Annotated in this window: 11 protein-coding genes and 1 tRNA gene; 10 read left to right on the top strand and 2 right to left on the bottom strand. The window is 66.5% G+C overall.

Features of this window, described 5'->3' with window-relative positions; translation table 11 throughout:
• Positions 1 to 55: 55 nt before the first annotated feature.
• Positions 56 to 1,282 carry a pyridoxal phosphate-dependent aminotransferase gene (locus ACIO3R_RS34405; protein WP_385035435.1) on the bottom strand — a complete coding sequence of 409 codons (1,227 nt, stop codon included), beginning with the start codon at positions 1,280 to 1,282 and terminating at the stop codon, positions 56 to 58.
• A gap of 236 nt (positions 1,283 to 1,518) precedes the next feature.
• Between ACIO3R_RS34405 and ACIO3R_RS34410 the strand changes: the two genes are divergently transcribed.
• The 10 genes from ACIO3R_RS34410 to ACIO3R_RS34455 all read left to right on the top strand — a co-directional run bounded on the left by ACIO3R_RS34410 (position 1,519) and on the right by ACIO3R_RS34455 (position 14,880).
• Positions 1,519 to 1,591 (top strand) — tRNA-Trp (locus ACIO3R_RS34410).
• 106 nt (positions 1,592 to 1,697) lie between these two features.
• Complete coding sequence (gene secE / locus ACIO3R_RS34415; protein ID WP_073732696.1) at positions 1,698 to 1,985, top strand: preprotein translocase subunit SecE; 288 nt, start codon at positions 1,698 to 1,700, stop codon at positions 1,983 to 1,985.
• 73 nt (positions 1,986 to 2,058) lie between these two features.
• Positions 2,059 to 2,985 (top strand): transcription termination/antitermination protein NusG, encoded by a 927-nt coding sequence (gene nusG / locus ACIO3R_RS34420; RefSeq protein ID WP_385035433.1) that lies wholly within the window; start codon positions 2,059 to 2,061, stop codon positions 2,983 to 2,985.
• A gap of 187 nt (positions 2,986 to 3,172) precedes the next feature.
• The gene (gene rplK / locus ACIO3R_RS34425) at positions 3,173 to 3,607 is read left to right on the top strand and encodes a 50S ribosomal protein L11 (RefSeq protein ID WP_024494105.1); all 435 of its coding nucleotides are present in this window, start codon (positions 3,173 to 3,175) and stop codon (positions 3,605 to 3,607) included.
• An 80-nt stretch (positions 3,608 to 3,687) separates the two neighbouring features.
• Positions 3,688 to 4,410 carry a 50S ribosomal protein L1 gene (gene rplA / locus ACIO3R_RS34430; protein ID WP_123461041.1) on the top strand — a complete coding sequence of 241 codons (723 nt, stop codon included), beginning with the start codon at positions 3,688 to 3,690 and terminating at the stop codon, positions 4,408 to 4,410.
• A 160-nt stretch (positions 4,411 to 4,570) separates the two neighbouring features.
• On the top strand, positions 4,571 to 5,467 hold the full coding sequence (locus ACIO3R_RS34435; RefSeq protein ID WP_402110946.1) for a hypothetical protein: 897 nt from the start codon (positions 4,571 to 4,573) through the stop codon (positions 5,465 to 5,467).
• A gap of 275 nt (positions 5,468 to 5,742) precedes the next feature.
• Complete coding sequence (gene rplJ, locus ACIO3R_RS34440) at positions 5,743 to 6,300, top strand: 50S ribosomal protein L10 (protein ID WP_073732692.1); 558 nt, start codon at positions 5,743 to 5,745, stop codon at positions 6,298 to 6,300.
• An 84-nt stretch (positions 6,301 to 6,384) separates the two neighbouring features.
• Positions 6,385 to 6,768 carry a 50S ribosomal protein L7/L12 gene (rplL, locus tag ACIO3R_RS34445; RefSeq protein ID WP_073732691.1) on the top strand — a complete coding sequence of 128 codons (384 nt, stop codon included), beginning with the start codon at positions 6,385 to 6,387 and terminating at the stop codon, positions 6,766 to 6,768.
• A gap of 597 nt (positions 6,769 to 7,365) precedes the next feature.
• Positions 7,366 to 10,851: a DNA-directed RNA polymerase subunit beta gene (gene rpoB / locus ACIO3R_RS34450; protein ID WP_363024448.1), complete on the top strand. Its 3,486-nt coding sequence runs from the start codon at positions 7,366 to 7,368 to the stop codon at positions 10,849 to 10,851.
• A 129-nt stretch (positions 10,852 to 10,980) separates the two neighbouring features.
• Positions 10,981 to 14,880 carry a DNA-directed RNA polymerase subunit beta' gene (locus ACIO3R_RS34455; protein WP_385035428.1) on the top strand — a complete coding sequence of 1,300 codons (3,900 nt, stop codon included), beginning with the start codon at positions 10,981 to 10,983 and terminating at the stop codon, positions 14,878 to 14,880.
• 89 nt (positions 14,881 to 14,969) lie between these two features.
• Here the strand turns inward: ACIO3R_RS34455 and ACIO3R_RS34460 are convergent, their stop codons facing one another.
• Complete coding sequence (locus tag ACIO3R_RS34460; protein ID WP_385035426.1) at positions 14,970 to 15,233, bottom strand: hypothetical protein; 264 nt, start codon at positions 15,231 to 15,233, stop codon at positions 14,970 to 14,972.
• Positions 15,234 to 15,314 lie beyond the last annotated feature (81 nt).

Genomic DNA, 15,314 nt, shown 5'->3' on the forward strand with positions numbered 1-15,314 from the left:
CGGGAAAGCGACCCCCGGCCGTGGCCGAGGGTCGCCCGCTGGATACGTCAGGTGTTCAGGCCTTGGCCTCGCCCAGCAGCTTCTGGAGCCGCGAGACGCCCTCGGCGAGGTCCTCGTCGCCCAGCGCGTAGGAGAGGCGCAGGTAGCCCGGCGTGCCGAAGGCCTCGCCCGGCACGACCGCGACCTCGGCCTCGTCCAGGATGAGCGCCGCCAGCTCCACCGAGGTGGCCGGACGCCTGCCGCGGATCTCCTTGCCGAGCAGCGCCTTCACCGAGGGGTACGCGTAGAACGCGCCCTCGGGCTCCGGGCACAGCACGCCGTCGATCTCGTTGAGCATCCGCACGATGGTCTGCCGGCGCCGGTCGAAGGCGGTGCGCATCTCGGCGACCGCGTCCAGGTTCCCGGAGACGGCGGCGAGCGCGGCGATCTGGGCGACGTTGGAGACGTTGGACGTGGCGTGCGACTGGAGGTTGGTCGCGGCCTTCACCACGTCCTTGGGGCCGACGATCCACCCCACGCGCCAGCCGGTCATCGCGTACGTCTTGGCGACACCGTTGACCACGATGCACTTGTCGCGCAGCTCGGGCACGATCGCCGGCAGCGAGGTGAACTTCGCGTCGCCGTAGACGAGGTGCTCGTAGATCTCGTCGGTCAGCACCCACAGGCCGTGCTCGACGGCCCAGCGGCCGATCGCCTCGGCGTCGGCCTCGCTGTAGACCGCGCCGGTCGGGTTCGACGGGGAGACGAACAGGACGACCTTCGTACGCTCGGTACGGGCCGCCTCCAGCTGCTCCACGGAGACCCGGTAGCCGGTGGTCTCGTCCGCGACGACCTCCACCGGGACACCGCCGGCGAGGCGGATCGACTCGGGGTAGGTGGTCCAGTACGGAGCCGGGACGATGACTTCGTCGCCCGGGTCGAGGATCGCGGCGAAGGCCTCGTAGATGGCCTGCTTGCCGCCGTTGGTCACCAGGATCTGGGAGGCGTCGACCTCGTATCCGGAGTCGCGCAGCGTCTTCTCTGCGATGGCGGCCTTGAGCTCGGGGAGCCCGCCTGCCGGGGTGTAGCGGTGGTACTTCGGGTTGCGGCAGGCCTCGACCGCGGCGTCGACGATGTAGCCGGGGGTCGGGAAGTCGGGCTCGCCGGCACCGAAGCCGATCACCGGACGGCCGGCGGCCTTGAGGGCCTTGGCCTTGGCGTCGACGGCGAGGGTGGCGGACTCGGAGATCGCACCGACGCGGGCGGAGACCCGACGCTCGGAGGGAGAAGTAGCAGCGCTCATGCCCTCCATGTTCCCAGACCGTATTCCGCGTCGGCACAGGGGTTTCAGGGACCGGACAGCACTTGGACAGCATGCGGACAAACAACCGGGCAGCAACGGACAGGAGCGGTCGGGAGCTATCTGTTCGACGCCGGGCCGCTGAGCACGTACACTCACCTGTCGTTGGCCTTCACCAGCCGCACCGTTCCTGCACTCGGGGCATCCGGGAGCATGCGGTAGGTTGGTGGAAACCACAAAGGGTCGTAGCTCAATTGGTAGAGCACTGGTCTCCAAAACCAGCGGTTGGGGGTTCAAGTCCCTCCGGCCCTGCTACACACTCCTTCGCCAGGATGTGTGCGCATGTACGTACTTAAATGCATCGCCGTGCGGCTCCACCGGGCGCGGCACGGCCATGACCCGGAATCAGGTGAGAAGCGTGACGGACGCCGTGGGCTCCATCGACATGCCTGATGCCGAGGATGAAGTCCCCGAGTCGAAGAAGAAGACCCGGAAGGGCGGTAAGCGCGGCAAGAAGGGCCCTCTGGGCCGTCTCGCGCTCTTCTACCGCCAGATCGTGGCCGAGCTCCGCAAGGTGGTCTGGCCGACTCGCAACCAGCTGACGACCTACACCTCAGTGGTGATTGTGTTCGTAGTCGTCATGATTGGTCTCGTGACCGTGATTGACTTCGGATTCCAGCGGGTCATCAAGTACGTCTTCGGCTGATCCCGCGGAGGGCGCCTCATGGGCGCCCCTTTCGCATGTTCCACCCATTTGTATCCAGGAAGAAGCAGCCACCGTGTCTGACCCGAACCTGAACGACGCCGTCGAGCCGACGGCGGGCGCCTTCGAGTCCGCCGAGGACGAGCTCGACATCGTCGAGGCGGCGGACGCTGAGGAGCCGGACCAGGCTGAAGCTGCCGACGAGGCCGCGGGCGAGCCCGCCGAGCAGGCCGCAGTGCACACCGAGCCCGCCGACGAGGCCGTAGTGGCCGACGTCGAGGCCGAGAGCGTCGAGGCCGAGGAAGCCGCAGCCGAAGAGGCCGCAGCAGAGGAAGCCGCCGACGAGGCCGAGACCGACGAGGAAGAGGCCGAGCCGGCCGCCCCCGTCGACACCGTCACGGCCCTGCGCGAGGAACTGCGCACGCTGCCGGGCGAGTGGTACGTCATCCACACGTACGCCGGTTACGAGAAGCGTGTGAAGGCCAACCTGGAGCAGCGCGCCGTCTCGCTGAACGTGGAGGAGTTCATCTATCAGGCCGAGGTGCCTGAGGAGGAAATCGTCCAGATCAAGAACGGCGAGCGCAAGAACGTCCGTCAGAACAAGCTCCCGGGTTACGTCCTGGTGCGCATGGACCTGACGAACGAGTCCTGGGGCGTCGTCCGCAACACTCCCGGTGTCACCGGCTTCGTGGGCAACGCCTACGACCCGTACCCGCTGACCCTGGACGAGATCGTCAAGATGCTGGCGCCGGAGGCCGAGGAGAAGGCCGCCCGTGAGGCCGCGGAGGCCGAGGGCAAGCCGGCCCCGTCCCGCAAGGTCGAGGTCCAGGTGCTGGACTTCGAGGTGGGCGACTCCGTCACCGTCACCGACGGCCCGTTCGCGACGCTGCAGGCGACGATCAACGAGATCAACGCCGACTCGAAGAAGGTCAAGGGTCTCGTCGAGATCTTCGGCCGCGAGACGCCGGTCGAGCTCAGCTTCGACCAGATCCAGAAGAACTAGCGACTGCCCCGAGCGGGCCGCCAGCTTCTGGACACATGCCTACCGAGCAGGTCAGACCGGCTGTCAAAGCCTGTCTGACCTGCTCGGTTTTTGGTCGCGCAGCTATACCCGTTATCGTTGTGCGGTATGCCTGCATCCGGATGACCGGATGACGGCGAAAACTCTCACTAGGACCCGGAGAGAGCACATGCCTCCCAAGAAGAAGAAGGTCACGGGGCTTATCAAGCTCCAGATCAACGCCGGTGCGGCCAACCCGGCCCCGCCGGTCGGCCCCGCACTGGGTCAGCACGGCGTCAACATCATGGAGTTCTGCAAGGCCTACAACGCCGCGACCGAGTCGCAGCGTGGCATGGTCGTGCCGGTGGAGATCACGGTCTACGACGACCGCTCCTTCACCTTCATCACCAAGACTCCGCCGGCCGCCAAGCTGATCCTCAAGGCCGCGGGTGTGGACAAGGGCTCCGGCGAGCCGCACAAGACCAAGGTTGCCAAGCTGACGGCCGCCCAGGTCCGCGAGATCGCCACGACGAAGCTCCCCGACCTGAACGCCAATGACCTCGACGCAGCGTCGAAGATCATCGCCGGCACCGCCCGTTCCATGGGCATCACGGTCGAAGGCTGATTCAGCCCCACCTCCCTCAGTGGTAGGACCAAGCGCTGGTCCGCACCACGACTCCACACTCTGAAACCACAGGAGTAGAAGTGAAGCGCAGCAAGAACCTCCGCGCTGCGGACGCCAAGATCGACCGGGCGCGCAACTACGCCCCGCTCGAGGCCGTCCGTATCGCCAAGGACACCGCCTCCACGAAGTTCGACAGCACCGTCGAGGTCGCGTTTGCCCTGGGTGTTGACCCTCGCAAGGCCGACCAGATGGTCCGTGGCACCGTGAACCTCCCGCACGGCACCGGCAAGACCGCCCGGGTCCTGGTCTTCGCGACCGGTGACCGTGCTGCGGCCGCGGAAGCCGCGGGCGCCGACATCGTCGGCGCCGACGAGCTCATCGACGAGGTGGCGAAGGGCCGTCTGGACTTCGACGCCGTCGTCGCGACCCCGGACCTCATGGGCAAGGTCGGCCGCCTGGGCCGCGTGCTCGGTCCGCGTGGTCTGATGCCGAACCCGAAGACCGGCACCGTCACCCCCGATGTCGTGAAGGCTGTCAACGACATCAAGGGCGGCAAGATCGAGTTCCGCGTCGACAAGCACTCGAACCTGCACTTCATCATCGGCAAGACCTCGTTCGACGAGACCAAGCTGGTGGAGAACTACGCAGCGGCGCTGGACGAGATCCTCCGTCTGAAGCCGTCCGCCGCCAAGGGCCGCTACATCAAGAAGGCCACGCTGGCCACCACGATGGGCCCCGGCATCCCGCTGGACTCCAACCGCACCCGTAACCTCCTCGTCGAGGAGGACCCGGCCTCCGTCTGAGCCTCCGTGCTCGTACGACCGCCGCGTCACGTGTGACATTGACGGGCCCCGCAACCTTTCGAGGTGCGGGGCCCGTCCTCGTACATACGTACCGAGGGGCTGTCGGACCCGTGCGTTAGCGTGAGGTCACCGAGAGCCGGACAAAGGGGTGGGAGCGGATATGAGGACCAGTACCGTACGACGCGTGGGTCTGTCCGTGGCAGTGGCAGCGGCGCTGACGTCGGTCGCGGCCTGCGGCGGATCGGACAGCAAGAACGAGGGCGGCGCGGCGGTCACGAGGGCCGAGCCGATCGCCGCCCTGCTCGCGGTGCAGAAGAAGACCGGTGGGGCGAACTCGGCGAAGGTCGAGGGCACCACCACGATGGGCACCACGATGGCCATGAAGCAGACCGGGGCCATCGACTGGTCCGACGGCATCAGCGGCGCCCTGGAGATCACGTACACCGGCGGCACCATGGCCGACACCCTGAAGCAGGCCGGCAGCGACGGCACCATGCAGGCGCGCTACTTCAAGGACGGCTACGCGGCCAACATGGGCGACGCCTTCGCCAAGCAGGCCGGTGGCAAGCACTGGATCAACTACAGCTACGAGGACCTCGCCGCGCTCTCCGGCGCCTCGGGCGACGTGATGAAGGACCAGATGCAGAACACCACCCCCGACCAGGGGGTGAAGGCGCTGCTGGCCTCCGGGGACGTGAAGAAGGTGGGCCAGGAGGACGTCCGGGGCGTCGCCGCCACGCACTACTCCGGCACGGTCGACGTGGCCGAGCTGACCGCCAAGAACTCCGAGCTGGACGCCACGCAGCTCGCCGCGTTCAAGAAGCAGCTCAGCGACGCCGGGATCAGCACGGAGAAGGTCGACATCTGGGTCGACAAGAACGACCTGCTGGTGAAGAAGACCGAGCGCGGCCAGATGAAGACCGGCGAGCTCAACTCCACGGTGTTCTACAGCGACTACGGCACCAAGGTGTCGGTCGAGCGGCCGCCGGCCTCCGACAGCGTCGACTTCTCCGAAGTCATGAAGAAGCAGCAGGCCGCCTCCGGCGGCGCGTCCTGAACGTCCCGCGGTAGCCGGAGTGGGACGGATTTGCTCGGCGCGACCCCGGTCGCGTACTCTTCTGCAGAAGCCAAAGACCGCTGGTCGTTGCTGCACTCCCGCAAGGGGGAACAGCAACCGAAGGATCCGTTGAGCACGGACGACCTGCGCAGGTGACTGTGGAAAGCTCCCGGACTTCGTGCGGTCGAGCTACGCCCTGGCACCTGTGCTGGGGCGTTTCGTCTTTTCCGGCCCCTTCTGAGCGGTCCTCATCACCCGGAAGGAGGCCGACGCTCATGGCAAGGCCCGACAAGGCTGCCGCGGTAGCCGAGCTCGCGGACCAGTTCCGCAGCTCGAACGCCGCTGTGCTGACCGAGTACCGGGGTCTCACCGTGGCCCAGCTCAAGCAGCTGCGCCGTTCACTCGGTGAGAACGCCCAGTACGCCGTGGTGAAGAACACGCTGACCAAGATTGCGGCCAACGAGGCCGGGATCGACACGCTCGACGACCTGTTCGCAGGTCCGACGGCGGTTGCCTTCGTCACCGGTGACCCGGTGGAGTCGGCGAAGGGTCTTCGTGACTTCGCCAAGGACAACCCCAACCTCGTCATCAAGGGCGGTGTCCTTGATGGCAAGGCACTGTCCGCCGACGACTTCAAGAAGCTCGCGGACCTCGAGTCCCGCGAGGTTCTGCTCGCCAAGCTGGCCGGTGCCATGAAGGGCAAGCAGACTCAGGCTGCGCAGCTCTTCCAGGCTCTGCCGTCGAAGTTCGTCCGCACCGCGGAAGCGCTTCGCGCCAAGAAGGAAGAGCAGGACGGTGCCGGTACGCCGGCTCCCGTCGAGGCCGCCGAGTAATTTCGCTCAGCGGTCCAGCGGGCGCCACGTACGCCCGCCGACATATACATCCGGCACCTGCCGAATAGTGGAAGGACGCCTATCATGGCGAAGCTGTCCCAGGACGACCTGCTCGCGCAGTTCGAAGACATGACCCTCATCGAGCTCTCCGGCTTCGTGAAGGCCTTCGAGGAGAAGTTCGACGTCACCGCCGCCGCGGCCGTCGCCGTCGCCGGTCCCGCCGCCGGTGGTCCCGCCGCCGAGGCCGAGGCCGAGCAGGACGAGTTCGACGTCATCCTCACGGGTGCCGGCGAGAAGAAGATCCAGGTCATCAAGGTCGTGCGTGAGCTGACCTCGCTGGGTCTCAAGGAGGCCAAGGACCTCGTCGACGGCGCCCCGAAGCCCGTCCTCGAGAAGGTCGCCAAGGAGGCCGCCGAGAAGGCTGCCGAGTCCCTCAAGGGCGCCGGCGCCTCCGTCGAGGTCAAGTGACCCTGCGAGTCTTCTGACTCGTCTGGACCCCCGTGCCGCGAGGCACGGACGTCACATCGCGAAAGGCGATCACCCGTACGGGTGGTCGCCTTTCGGCGTACCCGTGGGGGTGCCTTGCTCTTCCCGTGCTGACGAGTATGGTGATCTTCGCCGTGCGCCTCTCGGAGGGGAGCGCGGGCGGCGCCGAGGGGCGGCGTGTACGGCTCCGCGGGGCCTGTCCCGGCTGGGGGGCCTTGACGAACCGCACGAGGCGCGCAATTCTCAAGGCGCGTCGTCACATCGATCCGGATCCGAGGCATGGATCGATGGCGGAGAGGGCAGTAAAGAAGAGCGCAGCTCATGCAGGGCTAGACATAGGTGTTGAGAACAAGCTGTTGAGAGCAACGTGGGTCTCTGAGAACCCCGACTGGACATCAGTGTGCCGCTTGGCTACACTGACCCTTTGCGCTGCCTGTTAGCTGCCTCCTGCCCGTCACCAGGGGCATACCCATCTTGTGCACCGTGGACTGAGCATCCCTGAAAAGGGACATCTATCCATGTGTCCAGTTTGGGACCGGTACGCGCGTAGTGAGTCCGAGCCCTCGGAAGGACCCCCTCTTGGCCGCCTCGCGCAACGCCTCGACCGCGAATACGAACAACGGCGCCAGCACCGCCCCGCTGCGCATCTCTTTTGCAAAGATCAAGGAGCCCCTCGAGGTTCCGAACCTCCTCGCGCTGCAGACCGAGAGCTTTGACTGGCTCCTCGGTAACGCCGCCTGGAAGGCTCGCGTCGAGGCTGCTCTGGACAGTGGACAAGACGTCCCCACCAAGTCCGGCCTGGAGGAGATCTTCGAGGAGATTTCACCGATCGAGGACTTCTCCGGGTCGATGTCGCTTACGTTCCGCGACCACCGCTTCGAGCCCCCGAAGAACTCGATCGACGAGTGCAAGGAGCGCGACTTCACGTTCGCCGCCCCGCTCTTCGTCACGGCCGAGTTCACCAACAACGAGACCGGCGAGATCAAGTCCCAGACGGTCTTCATGGGCGATTTCCCGCTCATGACCAACAAGGGCACCTTCGTCATCAACGGCACCGAGCGTGTCGTCGTGTCGCAGCTGGTCCGCTCGCCGGGTGTCTACTTCGACTCCTCGATCGACAAGACGTCCGACAAGGACATCTTCTCCGCCAAGATCATCCCTTCCCGGGGTGCCTGGCTGGAGATGGAGATCGACAAGCGCGACATGGTCGGTGTCCGCATCGACCGCAAGCGCAAGCAGTCCGTCACCGTCCTCCTGAAGGCTCTCGGCTGGACCACCGAGCAGATCCTGGAGGAGTTCGGCGAGTACGAGTCGATGCGCGCCACCCTGGAGAAGGACCACACCCAGGGCCAGGACGACGCACTGCTCGACATCTACCGCAAGCTGCGTCCGGGCGAGCCGCCCACCCGCGAAGCTGCTCAGACGCTGCTCGAGAACCTCTACTTCAACCCGAAGCGCTACGACCTCGCGAAGGTCGGCCGCTACAAGGTGAACAAGAAGCTCGGCGCGGATGAGCCGCTCGACGCCGGTGTCCTCACCAGCGACGACATCATCGCGACCATCAAGTACCTGGTGAAGCTGCACGCCGGGGAGACCGAGACCGTCGGCGAGTCCGGCCGTTCGATCGTCGTCGAGACCGACGACATCGACCACTTCGGCAACCGTCGTCTGCGCAACGTCGGCGAGCTCATCCAGAACCAGGTCCGTACGGGCCTGGCGCGGATGGAGCGCGTCGTGCGTGAGCGCATGACGACTCAGGACGTCGAGGCCATCACGCCGCAGACCCTGATCAACATCCGGCCGGTCGTCGCCTCCATCAAGGAGTTCTTCGGCACCAGCCAGCTGTCGCAGTTCATGGACCAGAACAACCCGCTGTCGGGTCTCACCCACAAGCGCCGCCTGTCGGCTCTTGGCCCGGGTGGTCTCTCCCGTGAGCGGGCCGGCTTCGAGGTCCGTGACGTGCACCCGTCCCACTACGGACGCATGTGCCCGATCGAGACCCCTGAAGGCCCGAACATCGGTCTGATCGGTTCGCTCGCCTCGTACGGACGCGTCAACGCGTTCGGTTTCATCGAGACGCCGTACCGCAAGGTCGTCGACGGCCAGGTCACCGACGAGGTCGACTACGTCACGGCCGACGAGGAAGACCGTTACGTCATCGCCCAGGCGAACGCGACGCTCTCCGAAGAGCTCCGGTTCACCGAGCCCCGCGTCCTCGTCCGCCGTCGTGGCGGAGAGGTCGACTACGTGCCCGGCACCGAAGTCGACTACATGGACGTCTCGCCGCGCCAGATGGTGTCCGTCGCCACCGCGATGATCCCGTTCCTGGAGCACGACGACGCCAACCGTGCCCTCATGGGCGCGAACATGATGCGTCAGGCGGTGCCCCTCATCAAGTCCGAGGCGCCGCTGGTCGGCACCGGCATGGAGTACCGCTGCGCCACCGACGCCGGTGACGTGCTGAAGGCCGAGAAGGACGGTGTGGTCCAGGAGGTCTCCGCGGACTACATCACCGTGACCAACGACGACGGCACGTACACCACGTACCGCATCGCGAAGTTCATGCGCTCCAACCAGGGCACCTCGGTCAACCAGAAGGTCGTCGTCTCCGAGGGCGACCGGGTGGTCGAGGGCCAGGTGCTCGCCGACGGTCCGGCCACCGAGAACGGTGAGATGGCCCTGGGCAAGAACCTGCTCGTGGCCTTCATGCCGTGGGAGGGTCACAACTACGAGGACGCGATCATCCTGTCGCAGCGCCTCGTGCAGGACGACGTCCTCTCCTCGATTCACATCGAGGAGCACGAGGTCGACGCCCGTGACACCAAGCTCGGCCCGGAGGAGATCACCCGGGACATCCCGAACGTCTCCGAAGAGGTCCTCGCGGACCTCGACGAGCGCGGCATCATCCGTATCGGTGCCGAGGTCGTCGCCGGCGACATCCTCGTCGGCAAGGTCACGCCCAAGGGCGAGACCGAGCTGACCCCCGAGGAGCGCCTGCTCCGCGCGATCTTCGGTGAGAAGGCGCGCGAAGTGCGCGACACCTCGCTGAAGGTGCCGCACGGTGAGATCGGCAAGGTCATCGGCGTCCGCGTCTTCGACCGCGAAGAGGGCGACGAGCTGCCGCCGGGCGTGAACCAGCTGGTGCGCGTCTACGTCGCGCAGAAGCGCAAGATCACCGACGGTGACAAGCTCGCCGGCCGTCACGGCAACAAGGGCGTCATCTCGAAGATCCTGCCGATCGAGGACATGCCGTTCCTGGAGGACGGCACCCCGGTCGACATCATCCTCAACCCGCTGGGTGTCCCGTCCCGAATGAACCCGGGACAGGTCCTGGAGATCCACCTCGGCTGGCTCGCCAGCCGCGGCTGGGACGTCTCCGGCCTCGGTGACGAGTGGGCCAAGCGCCTGCAGACCATCGGCGCCGACCAGGTCGCCCCCGGCACCAACGTCGCGACCCCGGTCTTCGACGGTGCCCGTGAGGACGAGATCACCGGCCTCTTCCAGGCCACGATCCCGAACCGCGACGGTGACCGGCTGGTCCAGCCCTCGGGCAAGGCCAACCTGTTCGACGGCCGCTCCGGCGAGCCGTTCCCCGAGCCGGTCTCGGTCGGCTTCATGTACATCCTCAAGCTCCACCACCTGGTCGACGACAAGCTCCACGCTCGTTCGACGGGTCCGTACTCCATGATCACCCAGCAGCCGCTGGGTGGTAAGGCTCAGTTCGGTGGACAGCGCTTCGGTGAAATGGAGGTGTGGGCCCTTGAAGCTTATGGCGCCGCATACGCCCTCCAGGAGCTGCTGACGATCAAGTCCGACGACGTGACCGGCCGCGTGAAGGTCTACGAGGCCATCGTCAAGGGCGAGAACATCCCCGAGCCCGGCATTCCCGAGTCCTTCAAGGTGCTCATCAAGGAAATGCAGTCGCTCTGCCTCAACGTGGAGGTGCTGTCCTCGGACGGCATGTCCATCGAGATGCGCGACACGGACGAGGACGTCTTCCGCGCGGCGGAGGAGCTCGGAATCGACCTGTCCCGGCGCGAGCCGAGCAGCGTCGAAGAGGTCTGACGGGTTGGCCGGCCGGATCCCCGTGATCCGGCCGGCTCTCCCCGGACCCGTTCAGACCATTGCTGAAGTGCCCCGATTTCTCGCGTGAAGCGAGGGGGCTCGAACCCCCGAAAGAGGGATTGACGACAAGTGCTCGACGTCAACTTCTTCGACGAGCTGCGGATCGGCCTTGCCACCGCGGACGACATCCGGACCTGGTCCCACGGCGAAGTGAAGAAGCCGGAGACCATCAACTACCGCACGCTCAAGCCCGAAAAGGACGGACTCTTCTGCGAGAAGATCTTCGGTCCGACCCGGGACTGGGAGTGCTACTGCGGCAAGTACAAGCGTGTCCGATTCAAGGGCATCATCTGTGAGCGCTGTGGTGTCGAGGTAACTCGCGCCAAGGTGCGCCGTGAGCGCATGGGCCACATCGAGCTTGCCGCTCCCGTCACCCACATCTGGTACTTCAAGGGCGTCCCGTCCCGACTGGGCTACCTGCTGGACCTCGCGCCGAAGGACCTCGAAAAGGTCATCTACTTCGCCGCGTACATGATCACGTTCGTCGACGAGGAGCGCCGTACCCGCGACCTCCCGTCGCTGGAGGCGCACGTCTCCGTCGAGCGTCAGCAGGTCGAGAACCGTCGCGACTCCGACCTGGAGAACCGCGCCAAGAAGCTCGAGACCGACCTCGGCGAGCTCGAGGCCGAGGGCGCCAAGGCCGATGTGCGCCGCAAGGTACGCGAAGGCGCCGAGCGCGAGATGAAGCAGCTGCGCGACCGTGCGCAGCGCGAGATCGACCGTCTCGACGAGGTGTGGAGCCGCTTCAAGAACCTCAAGGTCCAGGACCTCGAGGGCGACGAGCTGCTCTACCGCGAGCTGCGTGACCGCTTCGGCACGTACTTCGACGGCTGCATGGGTGCCGCTGCTCTGCAGAAGCGCCTGGAGTCCTTCGACCTCGACGAGGAGGCCGAGCGCCTCCGCGAGATCATCCGCACCGGCAAGGGCCAGAAGAAGACCCGTGCGCTCAAGCGCCTCAAGGTCGTCTCCGCGTTCCTGCAGACCAGCAACAAGCCCAAGGGCATGGTGCTCGACTGCGTGCCGGTCATCCCGCCGGACCTGCGTCCGATGGTGCAGCTGGACGGTGGCCGCTTCGCGACCTCCGACCTGAACGACCTGTACCGCCGTGTGATCAACCGCAACAACCGCCTCAAGCGTCTCCTTGACCTCGGTGCCCCCGAGATCATCGTGAACAACGAGAAGCGGATGCTGCAGGAGGCCGTCGACGCGCTGTTCGACAACGGCCGCCGCGGTCGCCCGGTCACCGGTCCCGGCAACCGCCCGCTCAAGTCCCTCAGCGACATGCTGAAGGGCAAGCAGGGCCGTTTCCGTCAGAACCTCCTCGGCAAGCGCGTGGACTACTCCGCGCGTTCCGTGATCGTCGTCGGCCCGCAGCTCAAGCTGCACCAGTGCGGTCTGCCGAAGGCCATGGCGCTGGAGCTCTTCAAGCCGTTCGTGATGAAGCGCCTGGTGGACCTGAACCACGCGCAGAACATCAAGTCGGCCAAGCGCATGGTCGAGCGCGGCCGCACCGTGGTGTACGACGTCCTCGAAGAGGTCATCGCCGAGCACCCGGTGCTGCTGAACCGTGCACCGACCCTGCACCGCCTCGGTATCCAGGCCTTCGAGCCGCAGCTGGTCGAGGGCAAGGCCATCCAGATCCACCCGCTCGTCTGCACCGCGTTCAACGCGGACTTCGACGGTGACCAGATGGCCGTGCACCTGCCGCTCTCCGCGGAGGCGCAGGCCGAGGCCCGCATCCTGATGCTGTCCTCGAACAACATCCTGAAGCCGGCCGACGGTCGTCCCGTCACCATGCCCACGCAGGACATGGTGCTGGGTCTGTTCTTCCTGACCACCGACGGCGAGCTCCGTGACACCAAGGGCGAGGGCCGCGCGTTCGGCTCCACGGCCGAGGCGATCATGGCGTTCGACACCGGTGAGCTGGCGCTCCAGTCGCTGGTCGACATCCGCTTCCCGGTGGGCACCATCCCGCCGCGTGGCTGGGTGCCGCCGGTCGCCGAGGAGGGCGAGCCCGAGTACCAGCCGGGTGACACCTTCCGGCAGCGGACGACGCTGGGCCGTGCGCTCTTCAACGAGCTGCTGCCCGAGGACTACCCGTTCGTCGACTACTCGGTCGGCAAGAAGCAGCTCTCCGAGATCGTCAACGACCTCGCCGAGCGCTACCCCAAGGTCATCGTGGCGGCGACGCTCGACAACCTGAAGGCGGCGGGCTTCCACTGGGCCACCCGCTCCGGCGTCACCGTGTCCGTCGCGGACATCGTCGTGCCCGAGGCCAAGAAGGCCATCGTCAAGGGCTACGAGGACCAGGACGAGAAGGTCCAGAAGCAGTACGAGCGCGGTCTGATCACCAAGGACGAGCGCACGCAGGAGCTCATCGCGATCTGGACCAAGGCGACCAACGAGGTTGCCGAGGCGATGAACGCGAACTTCCCCAAGACGAACCCCATCTTCATGATGGTTGACTCGGGTGCCCGAGGAAACATGATGCAGATGCGTCAGATCGCCGGTATGCGTGGTCTGGTGTCCAACGCCAAGAACGAGACGATTCCCCGTCCCATCAAGGCGTCCTTCCGCGAGGGCCTCACCGTCCTGGAGTACTTCATCTCCACGCACGGTGCCCGTAAGGGTCTGGCGGACACCGCCCTGCGTACCGCCGACTCGGGTTACCTGACCCGTCGTCTGGTGGACGTCTCGCAGGACGTGATCATTCGCGAGGAGGACTGCGGCACCGACCGCGGCCTCAAGCTGAAGATCGCCGTCAAGGGCGCCGACGGCGTGCTCCGCAAGACGGAGGACGTCGAGACCTCGGTCTACGCCCGCATGCTCGCCGAGGACGTCGTCGTCGACGGCAAGGTCATCGCGCCTGCCAACGTCGACCTCGGTGACGTCCTGATCGACGCCCTGGTGGGCGCCGGCGTCGAGGAGGTCAAGACCCGCTCGGTCCTGACCTGTGAGTCCGCGGTCGGCACCTGTGCCTTCTGCTACGGACGCTCGCTCGCCACCGGCAAGCTGGTCGACATCGGTGAGGCGGTCGGCATCATCGCCGCCCAGTCCATCGGTGAGCCCGGTACCCAGCTGACGATGCGTACCTTCCACACCGGTGGTGTGGCCGGTGACGACATCACCCAGGGTCTGCCCCGAGTCGTCGAGCTCTTCGAAGCCCGTACGCCCAAGGGTGTCGCCCCGATCTCGGAGTCCGCGGGCCGGGTCCGTATCGAGGAGACCGAGAAGACCAAGAAGCTCGTGGTCACGCCGGACGACGGCAGCGAGGAGATCCCCTTCCCGATCTCCAAGCGCGCCCGTCTGCTGGTCGGCGAGGGCGACCGCGTCGAGGTGGGCCAGAAGCTCACCGTGGGTGCCACCAACCCGCACGACGTGCTGCGGATCCTCGGTCAGCGCGCGGTCCAGGTCCACCTGGTCGGCGAGGTCCAGAAGGTCTACAACTCGCAGGGTGTGTCGATCCACGACAAGCACATCGAGATCATCATCCGGCAGATGCTGCGCCGTGTGACGATCATCGAGTCCGGCGACGCGGAACTGCTGCCGGGCGAGCTCGTCGAGCGTTCGAAGTTCGAGACCGAGAACCGTCGTGTGGTCACCGAGGGCGGTCACCCCGCCTCCGGCCGTCCGCAGCTGATGGGTATCACCAAGGCCTCGCTGGCGACGGAGTCGTGGCTGTCCGCGGCTTCCTTCCAGGAGACGACCAGGGTCCTGACGGACGCGGCGATCAACGCCAAGTCCGACTCCCTGATCGGCCTCAAGGAGAACGTCATCATCGGTAAGCTCATCCCGGCCGGTACGGGCCTGTCCCGCTACCGCAACATCCGGGTCGAGCCGACCGAGGAGGCCAAGGCCGCGATGTACTCGGCCGTCGGCTACGACGACATCGACTACTCGCCGTTCGGCACGGGCTCCGGCCAGGCCGTTCCGCTGGAGGACTACGACTACGGTCCGTACAACCAGTAGGCGAGTCGCCTGATACGACCGGAGGGCGGTCACCCCGTACATGGGGTGGCCGCCCTCCGGCGTGTTCGGGTTGCGCCGCGACCCCTGGCTCAGCGCGGGCCCAGGCCCCAGAGGGCCAGGGCCGCAGTGGTGACCGCGGTGAGGGCGCCGACGCTGGCCAGGGGCCAGCGGGAGCGTTCCAGCTCGCCCAGCCGGACCTCGTGGTCAGTGAGCTGCCGGTCGCTCTGGTCGCTCCGCTGGACCAGGAGGGCGAACGCGCCGTCCACCCGGGCGAAGCCGGCCTCGGCCGTGCCGCGCAGGCGCTCCAGTTCGACGGCGACGGCCGAGGTCCCCTGGCGGGCCGGTCCGCTCACCTGGGACCCCTCTCGCCGCACACGGCCGGCGCCGGGCCGCCGCGGTACGTTCCGGTAGGCGTCTCCATGATGTGATCACGC

Origin of the sequence: Streptomyces sp. NPDC087428 (genome assembly GCF_044744085.1) — a bacterium.
Lineage (GTDB): Bacteria > Actinomycetota > Actinomycetes > Streptomycetales > Streptomycetaceae > Streptomyces.